A 22,517-nucleotide genomic window follows, 5' to 3' on the forward strand; every position below is an offset into this window, starting at 1 on the left:
ATAACGGATAAAAAACATGTTACAGGTATATCTTGTTCGCCATGGCGAAACGCAGTGGAACGCCGAACGGCGTATTCAAGGCCAGTCCGATAGCCCTCTGACGGCTAAAGGTGAAGCCCAGGCGATGCAGGTAGGTGAGCGGGTGCGCACCTACGGCATCACCCATGTTATTGCCAGCGACCTGGGGCGTACGCGCCGCACCGCCGAGATTATTGCCGATGCCTGTGGCTGTGGCGTCACGCTGGATGCCCGCCTGCGCGAGCTGGATATGGGCGTGCTGGAGCAGCGCCATCTTGACTCGCTGAGCGCCGAGGAAGAAACGTGGCGTCGGCTGGTGGTGAACGGTACGCCAGATGGGCGTATTCCTGAAGGCGAGTCAATGCAGGAGCTCAGTGAGCGTATGTTTGCGGGGCTGAGCGCTTGCCTTGATCTGCCGCCGGGTAGCCGCCCGCTGCTGGTCAGCCACGGTATCGCGCTGGGGTGTCTGGTGAGCACCATTCTGGGGCTACCGGCACACGCGGAGCGTCGTCTGCGACTGCGTAACTGCTCAATCTCGCGGGTGGACTATCAGGAAAGCCAGTGGCTTGCGCCGGGATGGATCGTGGAAACGGCAGGGGACATTTCGCATCTGGATGCCCCTGCACTGGATGAGCTACAGCGTTAACGACGAATCGGGATCAGGTACTCGCAGCGCAGCATAATTGGCGGTTCCTGGTTCCGGGCTTCATCTTGCGGGAAGAAGCGCTCGATATCGAGACCCTTACGGCGAGTCAGGTTGAGCATTGGCATGCAGGTGCCGTACAGCGTCAGGATAAACTCCTGCAAGCCGGTACCCAGACCTTCGTAGGTAAACATCACGTATTCGCCGCCTTCCAGCGTTACCGGATGGGCGTTGTTGATATGACCATTGGCCAACTCGGGTGCGAGTGCCGTGGTGTAGAACACCTCTTGCTCATCGTCTTTTTCCAGGCTTGGACGTGGTTCATGCAGCCCGTAAAGAATAGGGGGAAGAGACGGTGAGTTACCGAGGAAGTCGGTCCAGAACTGGACGCGCATCTGCTGACGGAATTCGGAAATTTCTTCCAGCTTGCAGGTGTAGCTTTGGGTGACGCCCACCAGCTGAGTGGTTGGCTGAGTCACAAACTCATATTTCGGCATGGTGAACTCACCCAGGCGCAGCGGCGGACGCATACCAAATGAACTCCAGTCAGGAGAACGGCGGTACAGGGCAGGCGTCAGCGAGAACTGTTTTTTGAACGCGCGGGTAAAGGTCTGCTGAGAGTCAAAACGGTATTGCAGGGCGATATCGAGGATAGGGCGTGCGGTCAGGCGCAATGCAACGGCCGATTTAGACAGACGACGTGCACGGATGTAAGCGCCGATCGCATGACCGGTAACGTCCTTGAACATACGTTGCAGGTGCCATTTGGAATAACCCGCTTTTGCCGCCACATTATCCAGCGATAAAGGCTGATCTAAATGGCTTTCCAGCCAAACGAGGAGATCGCGAATAATTCCAGCCTGATCCATAAAATGCCCTCATCCTTAATTTCTTAGGTGCCTGTTACCAAAGTAGCGGATAATAGCACCTTTTGCTGTTTTAGCATTCAGTGTTTTTTTTATGTATAAATGCGTTTAAGCATTAGACAGAGCGCTGATTTTTGTAAAGCTGTGATCTGTAAACACTTTCTTCTCGGATGCTTTATGGTCACTTCACTTAATCGATGAAAATGGTAACAATATGAAATACAAGAAGTTAATGGCTGGCCTGTTGCTGGGTGCCACAAGCCTGGCTGTACATGCAGAGCAGATTGGTTCTGTTGATACGGTTTTCAAAATGTTTGGCCCCGACCACAAAATTGTCGTGGAAGCTTTTGATGACCCGGATGTGAAAAACGTGACCTGCTACATCAGCCGCGCCAAAACCGGCGGCATTAAGGGCGGTCTGGGGTTAGCGGAAGACACCTCGGATGCAGCAATTTCCTGCCAGCAGGTTGGCGCAATCGAACTTTCGGATAAAATTAAGAAAGGGAAGTCTGAAGGCGAGGTGGTATTCCAGAAACGGACATCGCTGGTGTTTAAAAAGCTGCAGGTAGTGCGCTTTTATGATGCCAAGCGAAATGCGCTGGTGTATCTCACCTATTCCGACAAGGTCGTCGACGGTTCACCGAAAAACGCCATTAGCGCCGTGCCGATTATGCCGTGGGGAGAAGAGGCGGGTTCTGCTAAATAAGGCAAAAAAAACGGCGCTATCAGCGCCGTTTTTAGTTTCTATTCCTGCAGCTCGCCGCAGAAGCGGTAACCTTCGCCGTGGATCGTGGCGATGATTTCCGGGGTATCCGGCGTAGACTCGAAATGTTTACGGATGCGACGGATGGTCACGTCAACCGTGCGGTCGTGTGGCTTAAGCTCACGGCCAGTCATTTTCTTCAGCAGTTCAGCGCGAGACTGAATTTTGCCCGGGTTTTCACAGAAGTGCAGCATCGCGCGGAATTCGCTACGCGGCAGCTTGTACTGTTCACCGTTAGGGCTCACCAGAGAGCGGCTGTTGATATCCAGCTCCCAACCGTTGAACTTGTAGCTTTCAACGCTACGACGTTCTTCGCTGACGGTACCCAGATTCATGGTACGAGACAGCAGGTTACGCGCACGGATAGTCAGTTCGCGTGGGTTAAACGGTTTAGTGATGTAATCATCTGCACCGATTTCCAGACCGAGGATCTTGTCGACTTCATTGTCGCGGCCGGTCAGGAACATCAGGGCGACATTCGCTTGTTCACGCAGTTCGCGCGCCAGCAGAAGGCCGTTTTTCCCCGGCAGGTTGATATCCATGATCACCAGGTTGATATCATTTTCAGACAGGATCTGATGCATTTCCGCGCCATCGGTCGCTTCGAAAACATCGTAGCCTTCTGCTTCGAAAATACTTTTTAACGTGTTGCGTGTTACCAACTCGTCTTCAACGATAAGAATGTGCGGGGTCTGCATGTTTGCTACCTAAATTGCCAACTAAATCGAAACAGGAAGTACCAATAGTCCCTGACCTGCCTGATGCATGTCGAAAATTAACATGATCGGCGTAACATGACTAAAGTACGTAATTGCGTTCTTGATGCACTTTCCATCAACGTCAACAACATCATTAGCTTGGTCGTGGGTACTCTTCCCTCAGGACCCGACAGTGTCAAAAACGGTTGTCATCCTAACCATTTTAACAGCAACATAACAGGTAAAGAGGCACCAGACCGCCAATAAACCTACGCTTCGTTGACATATATCAAGTTCAATTGTAGCACGTTAACAGTTTGGTGAAATTATCACGCCTGAATGATAACGCCTATCACATTTTTTCCACAACTCAAGTAGTTGCACAGGTTAACTGATAAATGTGGTGAATCCAATTGTTATTGATCTATGGTAATGAAAATAGTTCGTATAAACATAGGGATATCGGCCTTCTGTTAACATTCAAAACTGATAATTTCAGCGGGAATAGTGTAACTTTATTTATATGTTATGAAACGCCATTTCATTGATTTTTGTTGCGTTTTTGTAAATTCGCGCTGCGCAATATGTTGAACTGCATCACATTATTGCCTGATAACAAGCAAGTAAGAGAACTTAAAATGCGCTTATCTATTGTGCTGGTTTCCCCAGCAAGAGCCGAAAATATCGGCGCGGCTGCCCGGGCGATGAAAACCATGGGCTTTAACGACATGCGGATCGTGGATAGCGTTGCGCACCTGGAGCCCGCGACCCGCTGGGTTGCGCACGGTTCTGGCGATATCATCGATGGAATTACCTGTTACCCGACGCTGGAAGCGGCGCTACACGACGTTGATTTTACCGTGGCAACCACCGCGCGAAGCCGTGCTCGCTTCCATTACTACGCCACGCCGCAGGAACTGGTGCCCATGCTTGAGGAAAAAGCGCAGTGGTTAGGTCATGCGGCTTTGGTGTTTGGCCGTGAAGATTCCGGGCTAACCAATGAAGAGTTGGCATTAGCGGACGTTCTCACCGGGGTGCCAATGGTCGCCGATTATCCATCGCTAAACCTTGGCCAGGCGGTGATGGTTTATTGCTATCAACTCTCCTCGTTATTACAAACGGCGAACGCACAGATAACGCCAGGTGACGAAAATCAGCTGATTGCGTTACGGGCACGTATCACGACCTTACTCGAAAGACTGGATGTCGCCGGAGATGTAAAACTGGCTGATTGGCTGCAACAACGTATTGGCCTATTTGAGCATCGCGATACGGCAATGTTGCACCGATTGCTGCACGATATTGAAAAAAATCTCCCAGAGTAAAACTCTGTCATCGTGTTTACGTATGGTGTTATGCCCCGCAGTTTTGCTTAACTTATGGCTATTGTGGCGGTATGTCGGCGATTGAGTGGGTTGATGTGCAACGGTTGCGAAACGTGACGAAGTTAGAAATTCATTGACTTAGCAGGCCGGATACTTTAACCAATAGGGGTATCAGGCACAGACAGTAAAACAACAGAGTACACAACATCCATGATTCGCATCAGCAGCATTATGACAATTACAACCACCACTATTACCACAGGTAACGGTGCGGGCTGACGCGTACAGGAAACACAGGAAAAAGCCCGCACCTAAACAGTGCGGGCTTTTTTTTCGACTAAAGGTCAAGGGGTCAAAACCATGCGAGTCTTGAAGTTCGGCGGTACATCAGTGGCAAACGCGGAAAGGTTTCTGCGCGTAGCCGATATCCTGGAAAGCAACGCCAGGCAGGGGCAGGTAGCAACCGTGCTCTCTGCCCCGGCAAAAATCACCAACCATCTGGTGGCGATGATTGAAAAAACGATTGGTGGCCAGGATGCGCTAACCAACATCGCCGACGCCGAACGTATCTTTGCGGAATTACTCGCCGGGCTTGCCGATGCTCAGCCAGGCTTCCCGCTGGCCGATCTGAAGCTCACCGTAGAACTTGAGTTTGCGCAGATAAAGCACATCCTGCATGGCATCAGCCTGTTGGGTCAGTGCCCGGACAGCGTTAACGCGGGCCTTATCTGCCGGGGAGAAAAACTCTCCATCGCTATCATGGCGGGGCTGCTTAGCGCGCGTGGACACAACGTCACGGTCATTAATCCCGTTGAGAAGCTGCTGGCCGTTGGACATTATCTTGAATCCACCGTCGATATTACCGAATCAACGCGTCGTATCGTGGCAAGCCAGATCCCATCAGACCATATGGTACTAATGGCGGGCTTCACCGCGGGCAATGAAAAGGGCGAATTGGTGGTGCTGGGCCGTAACGGCTCTGACTACTCCGCTGCCGTGCTGGCGGCCTGTTTACGCGCCGACTGTTGTGAGATCTGGACCGATGTCGACGGGGTTTATACCTGCGACCCGCGTCAGGTGCCGGACGCCCGACTGCTGAAAAGCATGTCGTATCAGGAGGCGATGGAGCTTTCTTATTTCGGCGCAAAAGTTCTTCATCCACGCACCATCGCCCCTATCGCACAGTTCCAGATCCCTTGCCTGATTAAAAATACCGGTAATCCGCAAGCGCCGGGTACGCTGATTGGCGCCAGCCGCGACGAAGATGATTTGCCGGTGAAAGGCATTTCTAACCTCAATAATATGGCGATGTTCAACGTCTCCGGCCCGGGGATGAAGGGCATGGTCGGCATGGCGGCGCGGGTCTTTGCGACCATGTCGCGCGCGGGCATCTCCGTGGTGCTGATAACGCAATCCTCGTCCGAGTACAGCATCAGTTTCTGCGTGCCGCAGAGCGACTGTGCGCGGGCGAAAAAGGCCATGGAAGATGAGTTCTATCTGGAGCTAAAAGAAGAGTTGCTGGAGCCGCTGTCCATCATGGAGCGCCTGGCGATTATCTCCGTTGTCGGCGATGGGATGCGCACGCTGCGCGGCATTTCTGCGAAATTCTTTGCCGCGCTGGCCCGCGCGAATATCAATATCGTGGCGATTGCTCAGGGGTCTTCTGAGCGCTCAATCTCGGTGGTGGTAAGCAACGATGATGCGGTGACCGGTGTGCGCGTTACGCACCAGATGCTGTTCAATACCGACCAGGTGATTGAAGTGTTCCTGATTGGCGTCGGCGGCGTCGGCGGTGCATTGCTTGAGCAGATTAAACGTCAGCAGGCCTGGCTTAAGAAAAAGCATATCGACCTGCGCGTGTGCGGCGTGGCGAACTCACGTGCGCTGCTGACCAACGTGCATGGGCTGAATCTGGATAACTGGCAGGCAGAGCTTGCCGAAGCGAAAGAGCCGTTTAATCTGGGGCGTTTAATCCGCCTGGTTAAAGAGTATCACCTGCTGAACCCGGTGATTGTTGACTGTACGTCGAATCAAACCGTTGCCGACCAGTACGCCGATTTCCTGCGCGAAGGTTTCCACGTGGTGACGCCGAACAAAAAGGCCAACACCTCGTCGATGGATTACTACCATCAGCTGCGCCATGCCGCCGGGCAGTCGCGCCGCAAGTTCCTGTATGACACCAACGTTGGCGCAGGTCTGCCGGTTATCGAAAACCTGCAAAACCTGCTGAATGCGGGCGATGAATTGCAGCGTTTCTCCGGCATTCTCTCCGGTTCGCTGTCGTTTATCTTTGGCAAGCTCGACGAGGGCATGAGCCTGTCGGAAGCGACTCGCGTGGCGCGTGAAATGGGCTATACCGAGCCGGACCCGCGTGATGATCTGTCGGGAATGGATGTGGCACGTAAGCTGCTGATTCTGGCGCGTGAAACGGGTCGCCATCTTGAACTGAGCGATATTGTGGTGGAATCCGTGTTGCCGGAGAGCTTTGATGCCTCGGGCGATACTGAGAGCTTTATGGCGCGTTTAGCGCAGCTGGATGATGAATTTTCCGCTCGGGTGGCAAAAGCACGTGATGAAGGCAAAGTGCTGCGCTATGTTGGCAATATCGAAGAAGATGGCGTTTGCCGGGTGAAGGTTGCCGTTGTTGACGGTAACGACCCGCTATTCAAAGTCAAAAATGGTGAGAATGCCCTGGCGTTCTACAGCCACTATTATCAGCCTTTGCCGCTGGTACTGCGCGGCTATGGCGCAGGTAACGATGTGACGGCGGCAGGCGTATTTGCCGATCTGTTGCGCACGCTGTCATGGAAGTTAGGAGTTTAAAATGGTTAAGGTGTATGCCCCGGCTTCCAGTGCCAATATGAGCGTTGGGTTTGATGTCCTGGGGGCGGCTGTGACGCCGATCGACGGCAGTCTGTTGGGCGACAATGTGACGGTTGAGGCAGCTGACCGCTTCAGCCTGCAAAACCTCGGACGCTTTGCGGATAAGTTGCCAACTGAGCCGCGTGAGAACATCGTTTATCAGTGCTGGGAGCTATTCTGCCGCGAGATTGGCAAAGAGATCCCGGTGGCAATGACGCTGGAAAAAAATATGCCGATAGGCTCCGGGCTGGGTTCCAGCGCCTGTTCGGTGGTGGCTGCGCTGGTGGCAATGAACGAGCATTGCGGTAAGCCGCTTAATGAAACCCGAATGCTGGCGCTGATGGGAGAGCTCGAAGGACGTATCTCTGGCAGCGTTCACTACGATAACGTCGCACCGTGCTACCTGGGCGGAATGCAGCTGATGATTGAAGAGAACGGCGTCATCAGCCAGCAGGTTCCATGTTTCGACGAGTGGCTGTGGGTACTGGCCTATCCGGGCATTAAAGTCTCGACGGCCGAGGCGAGGGCGATTTTGCCCGCGCAGTACCGCCGTCAGGATTGTATTGCCCACGGTCGGCACCTGGCGGGCTTCATTCATGCTTGCTACACCCGTCAACCTCAGCTGGCGGCGAAATTGATGAAAGACGTGATTGCCGAGCCGTACCGCACCAGGTTGCTGCCGGGCTTTAGCGAAGCACGTCAGGCGGTCGCCGGGATTGGCGCCATTGCCTGCGGGATATCGGGTTCCGGGCCAACGCTGTTTGCGCTGTGCGACAAGCCGGATACGGCGAAGCGCGTTGCCGATTGGCTAGGAAAAAATTATCTTCAGAATCAAGAAGGTTTTGTTCATATTTGTCGGCTGGATACAGCTGGCGCACGAGTCGTGGAATAACTGATGAAACTCTACAATTTAAAAGATCACAATGAACAGGTCAGCTTTGCGCAGGCCATCACTCAAGGGCTGGGCAAGCACCAGGGGCTGTTCTTCCCGCACGACCTGCCGGAATTTAACCTGACCGACATTGATGACCTGCTGACCCAGGATTTCGTCACCCGCAGCGCCAGAATTCTCTCTGCGTTTATCGGCGATGAGATCCCACAGGCCGAACTGGAACAACGTGTTGCCAATGCTTTTACCTTCCCGGCGCCGGTGAATAAGGTGCAGGAAGATATTGGTTGTCTGGAGCTATTCCACGGCCCGACCCTGGCGTTTAAGGACTTCGGCGGCCGTTTTATGGCGCAGATGTTGACGCTGATTGCTGGCGACAAGCCGGTGACTATTCTGACCGCGACTTCTGGTGATACCGGTGCGGCGGTGGCCCATGCTTTCTACGGCTTGCCGAATGTCAAAGTGGTGATTCTGTATCCACGCGGCAAAATCAGTCCGCTACAGGAAAAATTGTTCTGTACCCTTGGCGGTAACATTGAAACTGTGGCTATCGACGGCGACTTTGATGCCTGTCAGGCGATGGTGAAGCAGGCTTTCGACGACGAAGAACTGAAGGTAGCGCTGGGGCTTAACTCGGCGAACTCCATCAATATCAGCCGTCTGCTGGCGCAAATTTGCTACTACTTTGAAGCGGTGGCGCAGCTGCCGCAGGAAGCCCGTAATCAACTGGTGGTGTCCGTGCCAAGCGGTAACTTTGGTGATTTAACCGCAGGCTTGCTGGCAAAATCGCTGGGGCTGCCGGTGAAACGCTTTATTGCCGCTACTAATGCCAACGACACCGTACCGCGCTTCTTGCAGGACGGTCAGTGGTCACCAAAAGCCACTCAGGCGACGCTCTCCAATGCCATGGACGTGAGCCAGCCGAATAACTGGCCGCGTGTAGAGGAGCTGTTCCGTCGTAAAATCTGGCGTCTGAACGAGCTGGGCTATGCGGCTGTAGATGACGAAACCACTAAGGCAACCATGCGTGAGTTGCAGGCGCTGGGCTACACCTCTGAACCGCATGCGGCGATTGCTTACCGCGCGCTGCGTGACCAGCTACAGCCAGGAGAATACGGCTTGTTCCTCGGCACCGCGCACCCGGCGAAGTTTAAAGAGAGCGTGGAAGAGATCCTGCAAGAAACGCTGCCGCTGCCGAAAGCGCTGGCTGAGCGCGCAGAGCTGCCGTTGTTGTCGCATAATTTGCCGGCTGACTATGCCGAACTGCGCAAATTGATGATGGGCAACGCGTAATGTCTTCATTTCCCCCTTTTAAGAAGGGGGAAATAAGGAGAGATTATGCAGAAATTCGACAGGAATTAAGGACGAATTCCCAATAAATGCGGGCAGTTACAATATAGGATTGCGGAGAATAACAACGTGGGTTCCACCGCGATAAGCTCTCTTCATCGGCCATATTGGCACATGCACAACCAAGGAGTTACCCATGTTTAAACCTGCGATGTTAGCACTGGCAATGATGCTGGCAGCTCCGGTAATGGTACAGGCCGCAGAAATCACCTTGATTCCGGCGGTGAAGCTACAGATTGGCGATCAGGATAACCGGGGTTACTACTGGGATGGTGGAAACTGGCGTGACCATAGCTGGTGGAATAATCACTATGAGTGGCGGGATAACCGCTGGCATGCCCATACGCCACCGCCACCACCGCACCATGATAATGGTCATCACAACGGGCATCATAACGACCATCATGATAATCATGGTCATGGTAACGATCACCGCCCGCCGTCGAACCACCATTAAGTCTCTGTAGCCCGGTCAGGCACAGTGCCGCCGGGAGTTCCCCGGGGGCGGCGTAAACGCCTTGCCCGGGCTACAAGGTTCCGTAACTGCTCATCATGCTTATGTAGCCCGGCCAAGCGCAGCGCCGCCGGGAGCTCCCCGGAGCAGCCTTACTGCTCGTGACGCTTAAACACCAGTTCATCACCGGCTGAGCTTTCGGCGTCAAAGAAATAGCCTTCGCTGTTAAATTGGCTTAGCTGCTCAGGTTTTGTCAGACGGTTTTCGATGATAAAGCGGCTCATCAATCCACGCGCTTTTTTCGCATAGAAGCTAATAACCTTAAACTTGCCGTTCTTCTCATCGAGGAACACGGGCTTAATGATTCGGCCATTTAGCGCCTTTGTTTTCACCGAGCGGAAGTACTCGTCGGACGCCAGATTAACCACAATCTCATCGCCCTGAGCCTGTAGCGCCGCGTTCAGTGTGTGAGTGATTTCCTCCCCCCAGAACTGATACAGATCTTTACCGCGCGGATTCTCCAGACGAATGCCCATCTCCAGCCGATACGGCTGCATCAAATCCAGCGGGCGCAACACGCCGTACAGGCCGGAGAGCATACGCAGGTGCTTCTGTGCAAAATCAAAATCAGCTTCGCTAAACGTCTCAGCCTGCAGGCCGGTATACACATCCCCTTTAAACGCCAGAATCGCCTGACGCGCATTCTCAGGCGTGAAGTCCGGCTGCCAGTCGTGGAAGCGGGTGGCGTTTAAATCGGCCAGTTTGTCGCTTATCCCCATGAGCTTTTTAATCTGCGGCGCGGAAAGTTTGCGCGCTACGCTAATCAACTGCTGGGAATGTTCCAGTAGCGCGGGCTGGGTATAGCGCGTCGTTGCCAGCGGGCTTTGGTAATCGAGCGTTTTAGCAGGAGAAATCAGAATCAGCATATCCAGTCCTTGCAGAAAATTTCACTCAACTTTAACAAAAAAATGGCATCAGGGGATCGATTGCTGTCATTGGCGCGGTGGTTGATCCCAGCTTTCCGGCGCTAACTGTTGGGCAATCTCAGGGTAATAATCGGGGTCAAACACCGGCGTAACCCCAAGCTTACGCTGGCGCAAGTAGTCCGTGGCAATAATACGCACGACCGGTGAGAGCAGTAAAATTGCCGTCAAGTTGGTCATCGCCATCAGCGCCATAATGACATCCGCCATCTGCCAGACCACAGGAAGTTTTAACAGACTGCCGATGACCACCATCAGCAGCGTAGCAATGCGCAGCAGCCAGATAGCCCAGGGTTTATCACAACGTAAAAAGATGAGGTTGTTTTCGGCATACACATAGTTGGCGACGACCGAGGTGAAGGCGAAAAGCATCATGACAACGGCCACGAAGCTCGCTCCCCATTCCCCGACCAGCACGCTCATGGCATGTTGAATCAGCTGGATACCATCGTAGCTGGTGGTTTTAGTGCCATGTCCTGCCAGCAGCACGACCATCGCGCTGGCGCTGCAGATGACAATGGTATCAATGAAGACGCCAATCATCTGCACAATTCCCTGAGCCGCCGGGTGCGGGGGATAAGAGGAGGCCGATGCTGCGGCATTTGGCGTTGAGCCCATCCCCGCTTCGTTTGAGAACATGCTGCGCTGGAAACCGCTGGTGATAGCCTGGCTGACGCTATAGCCCACCGCGCCTGCTGCTGCTTCTTGCCAGCCGAAGGCGCTACGGATGATCATGTCCAGAATGGCGGGCAGCTCCACAATATGCCACAGCGTGATAAGCAGACAGGCTGCCACCCAAAGCAGTCCCATAAACGGCACGACCCATTGGCTGAATTTAGCCACACCCTTCAGGCCGCGCATGATCACCACTAACGACAGCAGGCCCATAACCAGGCCAGTGACTATTTTGGGGGTATCGAAAGCGTACGCCAGCGCGTGGGCCGTGGAGTTGGCCTGGACGGTATTGAAAATCAGCCCATAGGCGAGGAGCAGTAACAGCGAAAACACAACGCCCATCCAGCGCATACCCAGCCCGCGAGCCATATACCAGGCCGGGCCACCGCGAAACTGCCCCGTGGCGTCACGCTCTTTGTACAGTTGCGCCAGCGAACATTCCGCGAAGCTGCTGGCCATGCCGATAATGGCGGCAACCCACATCCAGAACACCGCGCCGGGGCCGCCTACGGTAATCGCCAGCGCCACGCCCGCCAGGTTGCCGCTGCCTACGCGCGCGGCAAGGCTTATGCACAACACCTGGAAAGAGGTCAGCCCGCCTTCACGAGGTGTCAGGCTTCTTTTCAGACTTTTGCTAAACTGACGGATGTAGCGAAACTGGATGTAGCCGGTTCTCCATGTGAACCATAAACCACAGCCGAGGAGCAGGTAAATCATTACCGAACCCCACAGTATCTCGCTGATAAACGATAGGAAATCAGGCATTAAACGTCCTCTTGTCTATGCCAAAATAGAGGGCTGGTCACGGGAAAGTAAAAGTTGCTTCGCACGATTCGATTCAGCCAATGTAAGCGCTACCACGATGAGGGCGAAGATTCTCCACCCTTAAAGTTTAATGCTTCAGTTTATCATACTCTGCGCTCTCGCGATGTCGGCGGTTGCGCTGAGAGAGGGGCGTGATATTATCGAGGCAGACCGGTTACATCCCCCTAACAGCTGTTTAAAGAGAAACACTATCATGACGGATAAATTGACATCTCTGCGTCAGTACACAACCGTAGTGGCTGACACCGGAGACATCGCAGCAATGAAGCTGTACCAGCCTCAGGATGCGACAACCAACCCTTCTCTGATTCTGGGCGCAGCACAGATCCCTGAGTACCGTAAACTGATTGATGATGCGGTAGAGTGGGCGCGTAGCCAGAGCAGCGATCGTGCTCAGCAGGTTGTAGATGCTACCGACAAACTGGCCGTAAATATCGGTCTGGAAATTCTGAAGCTGGTCCCGGGCCGTATCTCAACGGAAGTTGATGCGCGTCTGTCCTACGACACCAAAGCATCCATCGCGAAAGCGAAACGCCTGATCAAAATGTACAACGATGCGGGCATCAGCAACGACCGTATCCTGATCAAACTGGCTTCTACCTGGCAGGGCATCTGCGCCGCAGAGCAGCTGGAGAAAGAAGGCATCAACTGTAACCTGACGCTGCTGTTCTCCTTTGCTCAGGCGCGTGCTTGTGCTGAAGCTGGCGTTTACCTGATCTCTCCATTCGTAGGCCGTATTCTGGATTGGTACAAAGCCAATACCGATAAAAAAGAGTACGCACCAGCAGAAGATCCAGGTGTGGTTTCCGTGAGCGAAATCTACCAGTACTACAAACAGCACGGTTACGAGACCGTAGTTATGGGCGCAAGCTTCCGTAACATCGGCGAAATTCTCGAACTGGCTGGCTGTGACCGCCTGACTATCGCTCCTGCACTGCTCAAAGAGCTGGCAGAAAGCGAAGGTGCGCTGGAGCGTAAACTGACCTTTACCGGTGAAGTGAAAGCACGCCCTGCTCGCATCACGGAATCTGAGTTCCTGTGGCAGCACAACCAGGATCCAATGGCCGTTGATAAACTGGCGGAAGGTATCCGTAAGTTTGCTATCGACCAGGAAAAACTGGAAAAAATGATCGGCGACCTGCTGTAAGACAGCCTTGTCGCATGATAACGGCCCGCTTCTCTTTATTGAGAGCGGGCCGTTTTTTTAATGCTGGAGCGACGGGAGTTCTTCTGCACTAACGCCGGTCAATTCGATGATATCGGCGGTCGGAAAGCCTTTTTCGAGCATTGCTCGGGCGATTTTACGTGATGCTTCGTGTTCGCCGGTTTTTAACCCTTTCTGCATCCCCTGCTGTATCCCTTCAAGGCGTCCTTCCTGCTTCAACTGTTCTGCTAATGTCATCAGTTCGTCTCCATACTGGGGCGCATGCTGCGCCATTTCATATAGCAATGTGCGGGCATCCTGTGCCTCTCCCGCCTGGAGCATATAGTTTACCAGCGCAATGACCTGCTGTCCGCTGATGTGATTACGGGTCAGCAGACCTGCAAGCTTATTGAGAAAACGGGTGAGATCGCGCTGGCGAATATGTTTTTGAATCAGCGTCAGCGCGGCCATGCTTCGGTGACGCATAATCTCTTCATCAGGAATGACCGTGATATCCACCAAAGGAAAATCCTGGCTGTAAAGGTGTTTTGCCAGCGTTGGATCCGTGAAGTTATCCAGCCAATTCATTGAGTAAGGGTAGGGGCTTTTTCGTCCCTGATAAAACAAAATCGGGATGACCAGCGGGAGCGTTTTATTGCCGGCTTCCAGATGGCGCTGCATGGCTGCAATGGCATAGCGCATGAGGCGAAAGGCCATATGTTTATCCGGCGAACTTTGATGCTCAATCAGGACATGAATATAGCCATCACCGCAGGCGGTTTTCAATGAATAGAGCATATCGCTGAAGTAAGGATGTAAATCATCTTCGATAAAACTGCCGGACTCCAGCCGCAGCGTTTCCAGATTGCAAAGGCGTAGCAGCGCGGGCGGAAGATGTAACGTGATAAAATCCCGCGCTGTCTCCATGCGTGAGAGAAATGTTTTAAACACCAAATCATGTGGCGTGGGCGTCCTGTTTTTGCTCATGGCTGACCCTCCCTGTAAGCAATTTTGTGGAGTCTGCCACGCTCATGTTTCGCACGGTAACGAATTTTTTAGCGGCTTTGTGATTATGCGGCGCGCCACGGAAAACCCTGCAACATAACCCGTTTGGGGATTTAGTATTGCCGAGCATTCGCGTGTATCATTCGCCATAACGGTACCGTTTTAATGGAATAATCATGAACACTTTACGTATTGGCTTAGTATCCATTTCTGACCGCGCTTCCAGCGGTGTCTACCAGGATAAAGGCATTCCGGCGCTTGAAGAGTGGCTGGCGTCGGCGCTGACCACGCCCTTTAAAGTAGAAAGCCGCCTGATCCCTGATGAGCAAACGATTATTGAGCAAACCCTGTGCGAGCTGGTGGATGAAATGAGCTGCCACCTGGTGCTGACCACCGGCGGTACCGGCCCTGCGCGCCGTGATGTGACGCCGGATGCGACGCTGGCGATTGCCGACCGCGTCATGCCGGGCTTCGGTGAGCAGATGCGTCAGGTCAGTCTGCACTTTGTGCCAACGGCGATTCTTTCCCGTCAGGTTGGGGTTATCCGCAAGCAGGCGCTGATTCTGAACATGCCTGGACAGCCGAAGGCGATTCAGGAAACGCTGGAAGGGGTGAAAGATGCAGAAGGCAAAGTCCTGGTCAACGGCATCTTCGCAAGTGTACCGTATTGTGTACAGTTGCTTGAAGGGCCTTACATCGAAACCAATCCTCAGGTCGTAGCAGCATTTCGCCCTAAGAACGCTCGCCGCGAGACATTATCCTGAATGTGATGCTTTCCTGACATAACCTATCATTGTGCTGGAGTAAGGTAGGGTTTACGGTATAGTCATTTTTACTTTACGAAAACGTAAACTTTTATCGACACTTCCACTTTTCGAATGGTTTGTTATGTCAAATTACACCCGACCTCTGAATCGACAAGACTATAAAACCCTGACGCTTGCGGCCTTAGGCGGCGCGTTGGAGTTCTATGATTTCATTATCTTCGTCTTCTTTGCTGCCGTGGTCGGGGAACTCTTCTTCCCCGCCGATATCCCTGAATGGTTGCGTCAGGTGCAAACCTTCGGCATCTTTGCTGCGGGTTATCTTGCCCGTCCGTTGGGCGGCATCATCATGGCCCACTTCGGCGACCTGGTTGGGCGCAAGAAGATGTTTACCCTCAGTATTCTCCTGATGGCCGTACCGACGCTGGCGATTGGCCTGCTGCCAACGTATGCAAGCGTCGGGCTGGCAGCGCCAATATTGTTGCTGCTGATGCGTATCTTGCAGGGCGCGGCAATTGGCGGGGAAGTGCCAGGGGCATGGGTATTTGTGGCGGAACACGTCCCGAGCCGCCGGATTGGCATCGCCTGCGGTACGCTGACGGCTGGGCTAACGGTGGGGATCCTTTTGGGTTCCGTTGTGGCGACATTGATTAACACTCAACTGACGCCTCAGGCAATTCATGACGGCGGCTGGCGTATTCCTTTCCTGCTTGGCGGCGTGTTTGGCCTGGTAGCGATGTATCTCCGCCGCTGGTTGCAGGAGACGCCGATCTTCCTCGAAATGCAGCAGCGCAAAGCCCTGGCGCAGGAGTTACCGATAAAATCCGTTGTCCTTAAACATAAGCAAGCGGTCGTGGTTTCGATGCTGCTCACTTGGCTGCTATCGGCAGGCATCGTGGTGGTGATCCTGATGTCCCCCGTTTGGCTGCAAAAGCAGTATGGCCTCGCGCCCGCTTTAACTTTGCAGGCCAACAGCGTGGCCACGGTGATGCTCTGCGTGGGCTGCCTGCTGGCTGGATGGATTGTGGATCGCGTGGGGGCCAGTAAAACCTTCATTGTAGGCAGCCTGCTTCTGGCCTGCTCAAGCTGGCTTTTCTACCATCTGGCGGGCACGCATCCGCAACAATTGTTCTTACTCTATGGACTGGTGGGGCTGTGCGTTGGCGTCGTTGGGGCGGTGCCGTACGTGATGGTGCGTGCCTTCCCGGCGGAGGTTCGCTTTACCGGGATCTCGTTTTCCTACAACGTCTCTTATGCCATCTTTGGCGGGCTGACGCCGATTGCCGTCACCATGCTGATGGGCGTATCACCGATGGCACCGGCCTGGTATGTGCTGGCGCTGTCTTTGCTGGGCTTGGGTCTGGGCATTTGGTTGCGTAACGACATCGCCGATGCTGCGGGCCACGAGCCACTTTCTGGTAGCCCGGACAAGGCGTAAACCCCTACAGGAGTCATGCCGGATTAAGCGTTTACGCCGCAATCCGGCATTCCTGGTCTTACACTAGCGGTGAATCGCAACATCCTTGAACGTAAAGCGCTTCTTCACTCCCGCTTCCTGATAGCCAATGCGGATAAAAATCCGCAGATCTTCAAACCAGGCATAATCGCTGCTCATCGCCCGGCCGTCGCCGCGATCGTCGGTACAGCTCAATTCGAGATAGCGGCCTGGGAATTTATCATTCAACATTGAGGCATCATGCCACTGCGTTTCAGCCACGCAAGCTTGGCTTTTGGTGGTGTTTTTTTCCGCTAAGGGCTCATTTTTCAATACCGTTTTCCAGTGATATTGCTGACCCGCCATCGGCGCGGCGTCGAAGTTAGTGTCAACGGACTGGGCTACAAGCGGGCTATTTTTCATTGAATCCCACTCTTTCAGGTTCACGATATTAAACAGTCGCTGGTATTGGCTGTAGAAGGTGACCCCTTTAAGGCTCAAGGTGTCGAGGGTCAATGTGCTGCCGTCAGGCAAACGGTCAATGCGCGTCACGGCGGAACTGTCGTCATTGCCCGGCCATAGCTGGGTGTAGGTCAGACGAGAAAAAGTGGGCGCCGCGTTCTTAGCTTTCAACTGGTGCTGTAGCACGTCGTTTACCGCAGCGGGAAGGGGGAAATGTGCGAGAGCGCTCGGATCGTTATTCGCAAAATTAGGGATCACCAGCGGGGCATCCGCCGCGGTTTTTTGCCGTTCTACCCTGGGACCGTTGCCGGTGAACTGATTGATATCTGCCAGCGAACAAAGTGTTTGCACCGAAGCCGCAATCGGTGAAGGTAGCGGGATGAACGTCGCGTCCGGCGTCATGTTGTCATCAGTGACAAACTGGTGATTCAGCGAAAAAGTGCGTTCTACGCGCGCCTGACCACGGTGACAATCCACCTGCATCTGGCTGATTGTAAAATCATAAGGCGCGGCATAAATTTTATCGCGGTGAATCTGGGCGAAATCCGTTCCCAGGCGCAGCGTGAGAAGATGGCCTTCGCGGTGGCTATTATTGAGATCGACAACCGGCAGGTCACCGGTTTTATCGGCGGTCGGCAAGATGACCCAGCGCGGTTGCGGCACTTTTTGCTGGCAGATATCCAATGCCGGATCGGTGTTAAGCGGGCTGTCAGCATCAGGTTCGAAAGGGATCCCGGGAATGTAGCGGGCAAAAGAGTTACCGCCGTAAGCGCGGATTTTTTTGCCGCCGGGAAAGCGCAAGTTCATATACAGCAGGGTTTTCGCTTGCGTATCACAATCGACATTCAACCACAGATGATTGCTTGAACCGTCGGCCATTGCAATACGATATACGGTGTTGATGCTGTCGCCGACGCGGACAGTATTGTCTTTATCCCAGTCAATGCCAGTGACGGAATTGGCCGCAACGGCATTGAGGCTAGCGGGGAGTAAAGTGAGCGCAAAACAGCAAGCAGGAGTCAGCCGTATCATCAACAACAATCCTTTTTGTCATCGGGAGTGGTTGAAAATAACCTAAATAATGAGGAAGCGATAACCCCAGGATCGGTAGTCACAGGCCAAAAAAAAGCGCCGGCCAGGCCGACGCTTTTAAAAACATGACACAGAATTAGTGTTTTTCACCAATCGGCAGTACGGTGCGACCAAACTGTTCGTTCAGCACTTCACCCATTGCCAGGTAAATCGCGCTCGCGCCACAGATGAGACCGACCCAGCCAGCAACGTGGATAATCGCTTCGTTACCGTTAATGTTGCCGATGCACAGCAGGGCAAACAGCACGGTCAGGCTCAGGAACACGAACTGCAACATGCGGGCAGCTTTCAGCGTACCGAAGAACATGAACAGCGTGAATACGCCCCACAGGCCCAGGTAAACGCCGAGGAACTGGGCGTTAGGCGCGTCGGACAGACCCATCTTCGGCAGCAGCAAAATGGCAACCAGCGTCAGCCAGAATGAGCCGTAAGAAGTGAATGCTGTCAGACCGAATGTATTTCCTTTTTTATATTCCAGCAGGCCGGCAAAAATCTGCGCGATACCGCCGTAGAAAATACCCATGGCGAGAATAATCCCGTCGAAAGCAAAGAAACCCGCATTGTGCAGGTTAAGCAGAATGGTGGTCATGCCGAAGCCCATCAGGCCCAGCGGTGCCGGGTTAGCCAACTTAGTGTTGCCCATAATTCCTCAAATCATCATTGAATGGTGAAATAGTCTCCCCCTTATTGGGGCGCGGCATAATAATCAGGAGTCAACGGGCTGTCTATGATCTCATGAGGGGAAAATGAACTATTTTGCCGCTTTTGTACTTAACTGACCTGTTTTAGTGAATCTAACAAGACCATGCGGCGCAGACAGGCGATGCGCAATACGGCGGGGATCGTGACCCGGTAGGCCGTGCCGCTGACGGCTTTGACGCTATTCACCGCCGCGCCAACCGGGCCGCCAAGCCCCGCGCCGCGTATTAGCCCATGTCCAATCACGCTGACTGCCGCGTGCTTGTGCAGAATGTGACTCAACTGGTCGGCCAAAAGGTGCGTGACGCCGTGTTCCAGACGGTGATGATCTATCAACTGGGGTAATAACTTTTCCAGTTCCATCACTTTGAGCTCAACTGCGGCATGAAAGCGGGCTTTCTGCTCATCATCCAGACGTTGCCACGTGCGGCGGATAAAATGCTCGAGCAATATTTTTTCGATAGCGGGTGTTGGCATCGTTTTCTCGGTTTTCAGGCCAAGCCGTTTTGCCACATCGCGCAAAATTTCGCGGTAAAGCTTACCGTGCCCACGTAATTTATTGGCGATGCTATCGCCGCCGAAGTGCTGGAACTCAGCGGCAATCAGCTGCCAGTTACGGCGATGCTGTTCCGGGTGGCCCGCCATCGACATATACAGCTCATTGTGTAGCAGCGCGCTCGACAAGCGGCGTTTACCCTTTTCATTGTGCGTCAACAGCTGAGCCAGATTGGCCAGCTGCTGCTCGCTGCAATGCTTGAGAAAAACCAGGTCATCATCATTCAGGTAGGGAACTTTCATTGAGTATGTCGTTTCTGTCAGAGGCGGATTAATCGTCGCCGATAATTTTCAGCGAGGCCATATCAGAGGAATTGACCGTATGCCCGGAGAAGGCGATTTTTGAAACGCAGCGTTTGTTGCTGTTATCGCTATTAATATTGATCCAATCCGAGGTGGCACCTTCTTTCAGGGACGAAGGGACGTTCAGGCTCTGGCTACTGCTGCGGGCGGCTTTGAAATAGACCGAAGCGCCGCTAAGAGAAATATCGCCACGGCTGGCCGTGAGCTGAATCCGTTTGACGACGCGGCAAATTGGCAGTTTCAGCGTCAGGTCATTGGTTTCGTTGCGCGGCATCGCCACAACACCGAGCGCTTTGTGATCGTTGGCATAAGCTGAGGTGGCCAGCAGCAGGCCAAATGCCATGCAGGCTGAGAGGTTTATGAAGGCTTTCATGATTTTCCTTAGCGAAAAGTCCGTGACGGGAGAGGAAACGTAAGGTGCAAATTTTATCGCGCTCCGCTCTGCCTTTCAGCGCTGAATTATGTCTTCATGTGACAGTAATTCATTGAATATATTTATGTTTATTCATAATTACCATGAATATAATGACGTCTATTTCCTCTAAAGGTCGTTAATTTAAAGCGCACTGAATGAAAAAAATTTCAGGCTGCCCCTTGATGGATGACGTTGAGCCCCCATCTTGTAGTCAACCGCAGTGAATGAGTCTGAAAAAAAACGATTCAGGGCAGTTGAAACCGCAGGTTTCGCCCTTATTACAGACTCACAACCACATGTTGAATGAATTTTTAGTGGAGACGTTTAGATGGGTAAAATTATTGGTATCGACCTGGGTACTACCAACTCTTGTGTAGCGATTATGGATGGCACTACTGCACGTGTGCTGGAGAACGCCGAAGGCGATCGCACCACACCTTCTATTATTGCCTATACCCAGGATGGTGAAACTCTGGTGGGTCAGCCGGCTAAACGTCAGGCAGTGACAAACCCGCAAAACACTCTGTTTGCGATTAAACGCCTGATCGGTCGCCGCTTCCAGGACGAAGAAGTTCAGCGTGATGAAGCCATCATGCCGTACAAAATCATCGGTGCTGACAACGGTGATGCATGGATTGATGTTAAAGGCCAGAAAATGGCACCGCCGCAGATTTCTGCTGAAGTGCTGAAAAAAATGAAGAAAACGGCTGAAGATTACCTGGGTGAGCCGGTAACTGAAGCGGTTATCACCGTACCTGCTTACTTCAACGATGCTCAGCGTCAGGCAACCAAAGATGCTGGCCGTATCGCAGGTCTGGAAGTCAAACGTATCATCAACGAACCAACCGCAGCCGCGCTGGCTTACGGTCTGGATAAAGAAGTCGGCAACCGTACTATCGCGGTTTATGACCTGGGTGGTGGTACTTTCGATATCTCCGTTATCGAAATCGACGAAGTTGACGGCGAAAAAACCTTTGAAGTATTGGCAACCAACGGTGATACCCACCTGGGCGGTGAAGACTTCGATAGCCGTATGATCAACTACCTCGTTGATGAATTTAAGAAAGATCAGGGCATTGACCTGCGTAACGATCCGCTGGCTATGCAGCGCCTGAAAGAAGCCGCAGAAAAAGCAAAAATCGAGCTGTCTTCTGCGCAGCAGACCGACGTTAACCTGCCGTACATCACCGCAGATGCGTCTGGTCCAAAACACATGAACATCAAAGTGACCCGTGCGAAACTGGAAAGCCTGGTCGAAGACCTGGTGAACCGTTCTATCGAGCCGCTGAAAGTTGCTCTGCAGGACGCTGGCCTGTCTGTCTCTGATATCCAGGACGTTATCCTGGTCGGTGGTCAGACTCGTATGCCAATGGTTCAGAAGAAAGTTGCTGAATTCTTTGGTAAAGAGCCACGTAAAGACGTTAACCCGGACGAAGCCGTTGCTATCGGTGCTGCAGTCCAGGGTGGTGTATTGACCGGTGAAGTGAAAGACGTACTGCTGCTGGACGTTACCCCGCTGTCTCTGGGTATCGAAACCATGGGCGGCGTGATGACTGCGCTTATCGCGAAAAACACCACTATCCCGACCAAGCACAGCCAGGTGTTCTCTACCGCTGAAGACAACCAGTCTGCGGTAACCATCCACGTGCTGCAGGGTGAACGTAAACGTGCTGCTGATAACAAAGATCTCGGCCAGTTCAACCTGGACGGTATCAGCCCGGCTCCGCGCGGTATGCCACAGATCGAAGTCACCTTCGACATCGATGCTGACGGTATCCTGCACGTGTCCGCGAAAGACAAAAATAGCGGTAAAGAGCAGAAGATCACCATCAAGGCTTCTTCTGGTCTGAACGAAGAAGAAATTCAGAAAATGGTTCGCGAAGCAGAAGCGAACGCAGAATCTGACCGTAAGTTTGAAGAGCTGGTTCAGACCCGTAACCAGGGTGACCATCTGCTGCACAGCACTCGCAAGCAGGTTGAAGAAGCAGGCGAACAGCTGCCAGCTGACGACAAAACTGCCATCGAGTCTGCGCTGACTGCGCTGGAAGCTTCACTGAAAGGCGAAGATAAAGCGGATATCGAAGCGAAAATGCAGGCGCTGGCACAGGTTTCCCAGAAACTGATGGAAATCGCTCAGCAGCAGCACGCACAGCAGCAGGCTGGTGCAGCAGGCGCTGATGCTTCCGCAAACAATGCGAAAGACGACGATGTTGTTGACGCTGAGTTTGAAGAAGTAAAAGACAAAAAATAATCGCCCTGATGCAGGGTAGTTAATCAGCACGGGCGTAGAGG

Annotated in this window: 21 protein-coding genes, 1 pseudogene and 1 other annotated feature; of the genes and pseudogenes, 13 read left to right on the plus strand and 9 right to left on the minus strand. The window is 53.1% G+C overall.

Translation table 11 applies throughout. The features are described 5' to 3' along the window. The first annotated feature begins 16 nt into the window (after nucleotides 1–16). The gene (gene gpmB / locus ACIPDS_RS17560; RefSeq protein ID WP_400738528.1) at nucleotides 17–664 is read left to right on the plus strand and encodes a 2,3-diphosphoglycerate-dependent phosphoglycerate mutase GpmB; all 648 of its coding nucleotides are present in this window, start codon (nucleotides 17–19) and stop codon (nucleotides 662–664) included. Here the strand turns inward: gpmB and robA are convergent. Further along, nucleotides 661–1,530 (minus strand): MDR efflux pump AcrAB transcriptional activator RobA, encoded by an 870-nt coding sequence (gene robA / locus ACIPDS_RS17565; RefSeq protein WP_166516426.1) that lies wholly within the window; start codon nucleotides 1,528–1,530, stop codon nucleotides 661–663. The genes gpmB and robA overlap by 4 nt on opposite strands. Nucleotides 1,531–1,741: 211 nt before the next feature. On the opposite strand from robA, the gene creA reads away from it, so the two are divergent. Beyond that, on the plus strand, nucleotides 1,742–2,233 hold the full coding sequence (gene creA, locus ACIPDS_RS17570; RefSeq protein ID WP_166516425.1) for a protein CreA: 492 nt from the start codon (nucleotides 1,742–1,744) through the stop codon (nucleotides 2,231–2,233). A gap of 38 nt (nucleotides 2,234–2,271) precedes the next feature. Here the strand turns inward: creA and arcA are convergent, their stop codons facing one another. Next, the gene (gene arcA / locus ACIPDS_RS17575) at nucleotides 2,272–2,988 is read right to left on the minus strand and encodes a two-component system response regulator ArcA (RefSeq protein WP_015966004.1); all 717 of its coding nucleotides are present in this window, start codon (nucleotides 2,986–2,988) and stop codon (nucleotides 2,272–2,274) included. Nucleotides 2,989–3,084: 96 nt separating this feature from the next. Between arcA and yjjY the strand changes: the two are divergent. The 7 genes and pseudogenes from yjjY (at nucleotide 3,085) to ACIPDS_RS17610 (ending at nucleotide 9,871) form a co-directional block, all read left to right on the plus strand. Next, nucleotides 3,085–3,226: pseudogene (gene yjjY / locus ACIPDS_RS17580) on the plus strand (protein YjjY). Nucleotides 3,227–3,626: 400 nt separating this feature from the next. After that, nucleotides 3,627–4,313 carry a tRNA/rRNA methyltransferase gene (locus ACIPDS_RS17585; protein ID WP_400738533.1) on the plus strand — a complete coding sequence of 229 codons (687 nt, stop codon included), beginning with the start codon at nucleotides 3,627–3,629 and terminating at the stop codon, nucleotides 4,311–4,313. Between the two features lie 210 nt (nucleotides 4,314–4,523). After that, a complete protein-coding gene (gene thrL / locus ACIPDS_RS17590; protein ID WP_072129079.1) occupies nucleotides 4,524–4,592 on the plus strand; it encodes a thr operon leader peptide in 69 nt (22 codons plus the stop codon). Beyond that, nucleotides 4,531–4,648: a sequence feature (Thr leader region), on the plus strand. It overlaps the preceding gene by 62 nt. Nucleotides 4,649–4,673: 25 nt before the next feature. After that, nucleotides 4,674–7,136 carry a bifunctional aspartate kinase/homoserine dehydrogenase I gene (gene thrA / locus ACIPDS_RS17595; protein ID WP_400738535.1) on the plus strand — a complete coding sequence of 821 codons (2,463 nt, stop codon included), beginning with the start codon at nucleotides 4,674–4,676 and terminating at the stop codon, nucleotides 7,134–7,136. Between the two features lies 1 nt (nucleotide 7,137). After that, the gene (gene thrB, locus ACIPDS_RS17600; RefSeq protein WP_166516422.1) at nucleotides 7,138–8,067 is read left to right on the plus strand and encodes a homoserine kinase; all 930 of its coding nucleotides are present in this window, start codon (nucleotides 7,138–7,140) and stop codon (nucleotides 8,065–8,067) included. A gap of 3 nt (nucleotides 8,068–8,070) precedes the next feature. Further along, a complete protein-coding gene (gene thrC / locus ACIPDS_RS17605) occupies nucleotides 8,071–9,357 on the plus strand; it encodes a threonine synthase (protein WP_400738537.1) in 1,287 nt (428 codons plus the stop codon). 193 nt (nucleotides 9,358–9,550) lie between these two features. Continuing rightward, nucleotides 9,551–9,871 (plus strand): DUF2502 domain-containing protein, encoded by a 321-nt coding sequence (locus ACIPDS_RS17610; protein ID WP_400738540.1) that lies wholly within the window; start codon nucleotides 9,551–9,553, stop codon nucleotides 9,869–9,871. Between the two features lie 149 nt (nucleotides 9,872–10,020). On the opposite strand, the gene yaaA is transcribed toward ACIPDS_RS17610, so the two are convergent. Further along, nucleotides 10,021–10,794 (minus strand): peroxide stress protein YaaA, encoded by a 774-nt coding sequence (gene yaaA / locus ACIPDS_RS17615; RefSeq protein WP_400738543.1) that lies wholly within the window; start codon nucleotides 10,792–10,794, stop codon nucleotides 10,021–10,023. A 66-nt stretch (nucleotides 10,795–10,860) separates the two neighbouring features. Continuing rightward, entirely contained in the window at nucleotides 10,861–12,291 is a 1,431-nt protein-coding gene (locus ACIPDS_RS17620; protein WP_400738546.1) for an alanine/glycine:cation symporter family protein, read from the minus strand. Nucleotides 12,292–12,544: 253 nt separating this feature from the next. On the opposite strand from ACIPDS_RS17620, the gene tal reads away from it, so the two are divergent. Beyond that, nucleotides 12,545–13,498, plus strand: a complete 954-nt coding sequence (tal, locus tag ACIPDS_RS17625; protein ID WP_166516417.1) for a transaldolase — start codon at nucleotides 12,545–12,547, stop codon at nucleotides 13,496–13,498. Nucleotides 13,499–13,555: 57 nt separating this feature from the next. Here the strand turns inward: tal and ACIPDS_RS17630 are convergent, their stop codons facing one another. Next, nucleotides 13,556–14,482 (minus strand): Rpn family recombination-promoting nuclease/putative transposase, encoded by a 927-nt coding sequence (locus tag ACIPDS_RS17630; RefSeq protein ID WP_400738550.1) that lies wholly within the window; start codon nucleotides 14,480–14,482, stop codon nucleotides 13,556–13,558. A gap of 194 nt (nucleotides 14,483–14,676) precedes the next feature. Here ACIPDS_RS17630 and mog point away from each other — a divergent pair, with 194 nt between their 5' ends. Next, the gene (mog, locus tag ACIPDS_RS17635; RefSeq protein WP_400738553.1) at nucleotides 14,677–15,264 is read left to right on the plus strand and encodes a molybdopterin adenylyltransferase; all 588 of its coding nucleotides are present in this window, start codon (nucleotides 14,677–14,679) and stop codon (nucleotides 15,262–15,264) included. Nucleotides 15,265–15,388: 124 nt separating this feature from the next. Continuing rightward, entirely contained in the window at nucleotides 15,389–16,702 is a 1,314-nt protein-coding gene (locus ACIPDS_RS17640; RefSeq protein WP_400738556.1) for an MFS transporter, read from the plus strand. Nucleotides 16,703–16,765: 63 nt separating this feature from the next. On the opposite strand, the gene ACIPDS_RS17645 is transcribed toward ACIPDS_RS17640, so the two are convergent. The 4 genes from ACIPDS_RS17645 to ACIPDS_RS17660 form a co-directional block, all read right to left on the minus strand. Then, nucleotides 16,766–18,193 carry a hypothetical protein gene (locus ACIPDS_RS17645; RefSeq protein WP_400738559.1) on the minus strand — a complete coding sequence of 476 codons (1,428 nt, stop codon included), beginning with the start codon at nucleotides 18,191–18,193 and terminating at the stop codon, nucleotides 16,766–16,768. Between the two features lie 136 nt (nucleotides 18,194–18,329). Continuing rightward, entirely contained in the window at nucleotides 18,330–18,896 is a 567-nt protein-coding gene (satP, locus tag ACIPDS_RS17650) for an acetate uptake transporter (RefSeq protein ID WP_062771704.1), read from the minus strand. 128 nt (nucleotides 18,897–19,024) lie between these two features. Beyond that, nucleotides 19,025–19,750 carry an acidic protein MsyB gene (gene msyB, locus ACIPDS_RS17655; protein ID WP_400738563.1) on the minus strand — a complete coding sequence of 242 codons (726 nt, stop codon included), beginning with the start codon at nucleotides 19,748–19,750 and terminating at the stop codon, nucleotides 19,025–19,027. A 28-nt stretch (nucleotides 19,751–19,778) separates the two neighbouring features. After that, nucleotides 19,779–20,183, minus strand: coding sequence for a DUF2541 family protein (locus ACIPDS_RS17660; RefSeq protein ID WP_166516411.1), 405 nt, complete (start codon nucleotides 20,181–20,183; stop codon nucleotides 19,779–19,781). Nucleotides 20,184–20,553: 370 nt separating this feature from the next. Here ACIPDS_RS17660 and dnaK point away from each other — a divergent pair, with 370 nt between their 5' ends. Further along, nucleotides 20,554–22,476, plus strand: coding sequence for a molecular chaperone DnaK (gene dnaK / locus ACIPDS_RS17665; RefSeq protein ID WP_166516410.1), 1,923 nt, complete (start codon nucleotides 20,554–20,556; stop codon nucleotides 22,474–22,476). The last annotated feature ends 41 nt before the right edge of the window (nucleotides 22,477–22,517 follow it).

Source organism: Kluyvera sp. NPDC087067 (assembly GCF_044745165.1).
In the GTDB taxonomy this organism is placed as follows: Bacteria; Pseudomonadota; Gammaproteobacteria; order Enterobacterales; family Enterobacteriaceae; genus Kluyvera.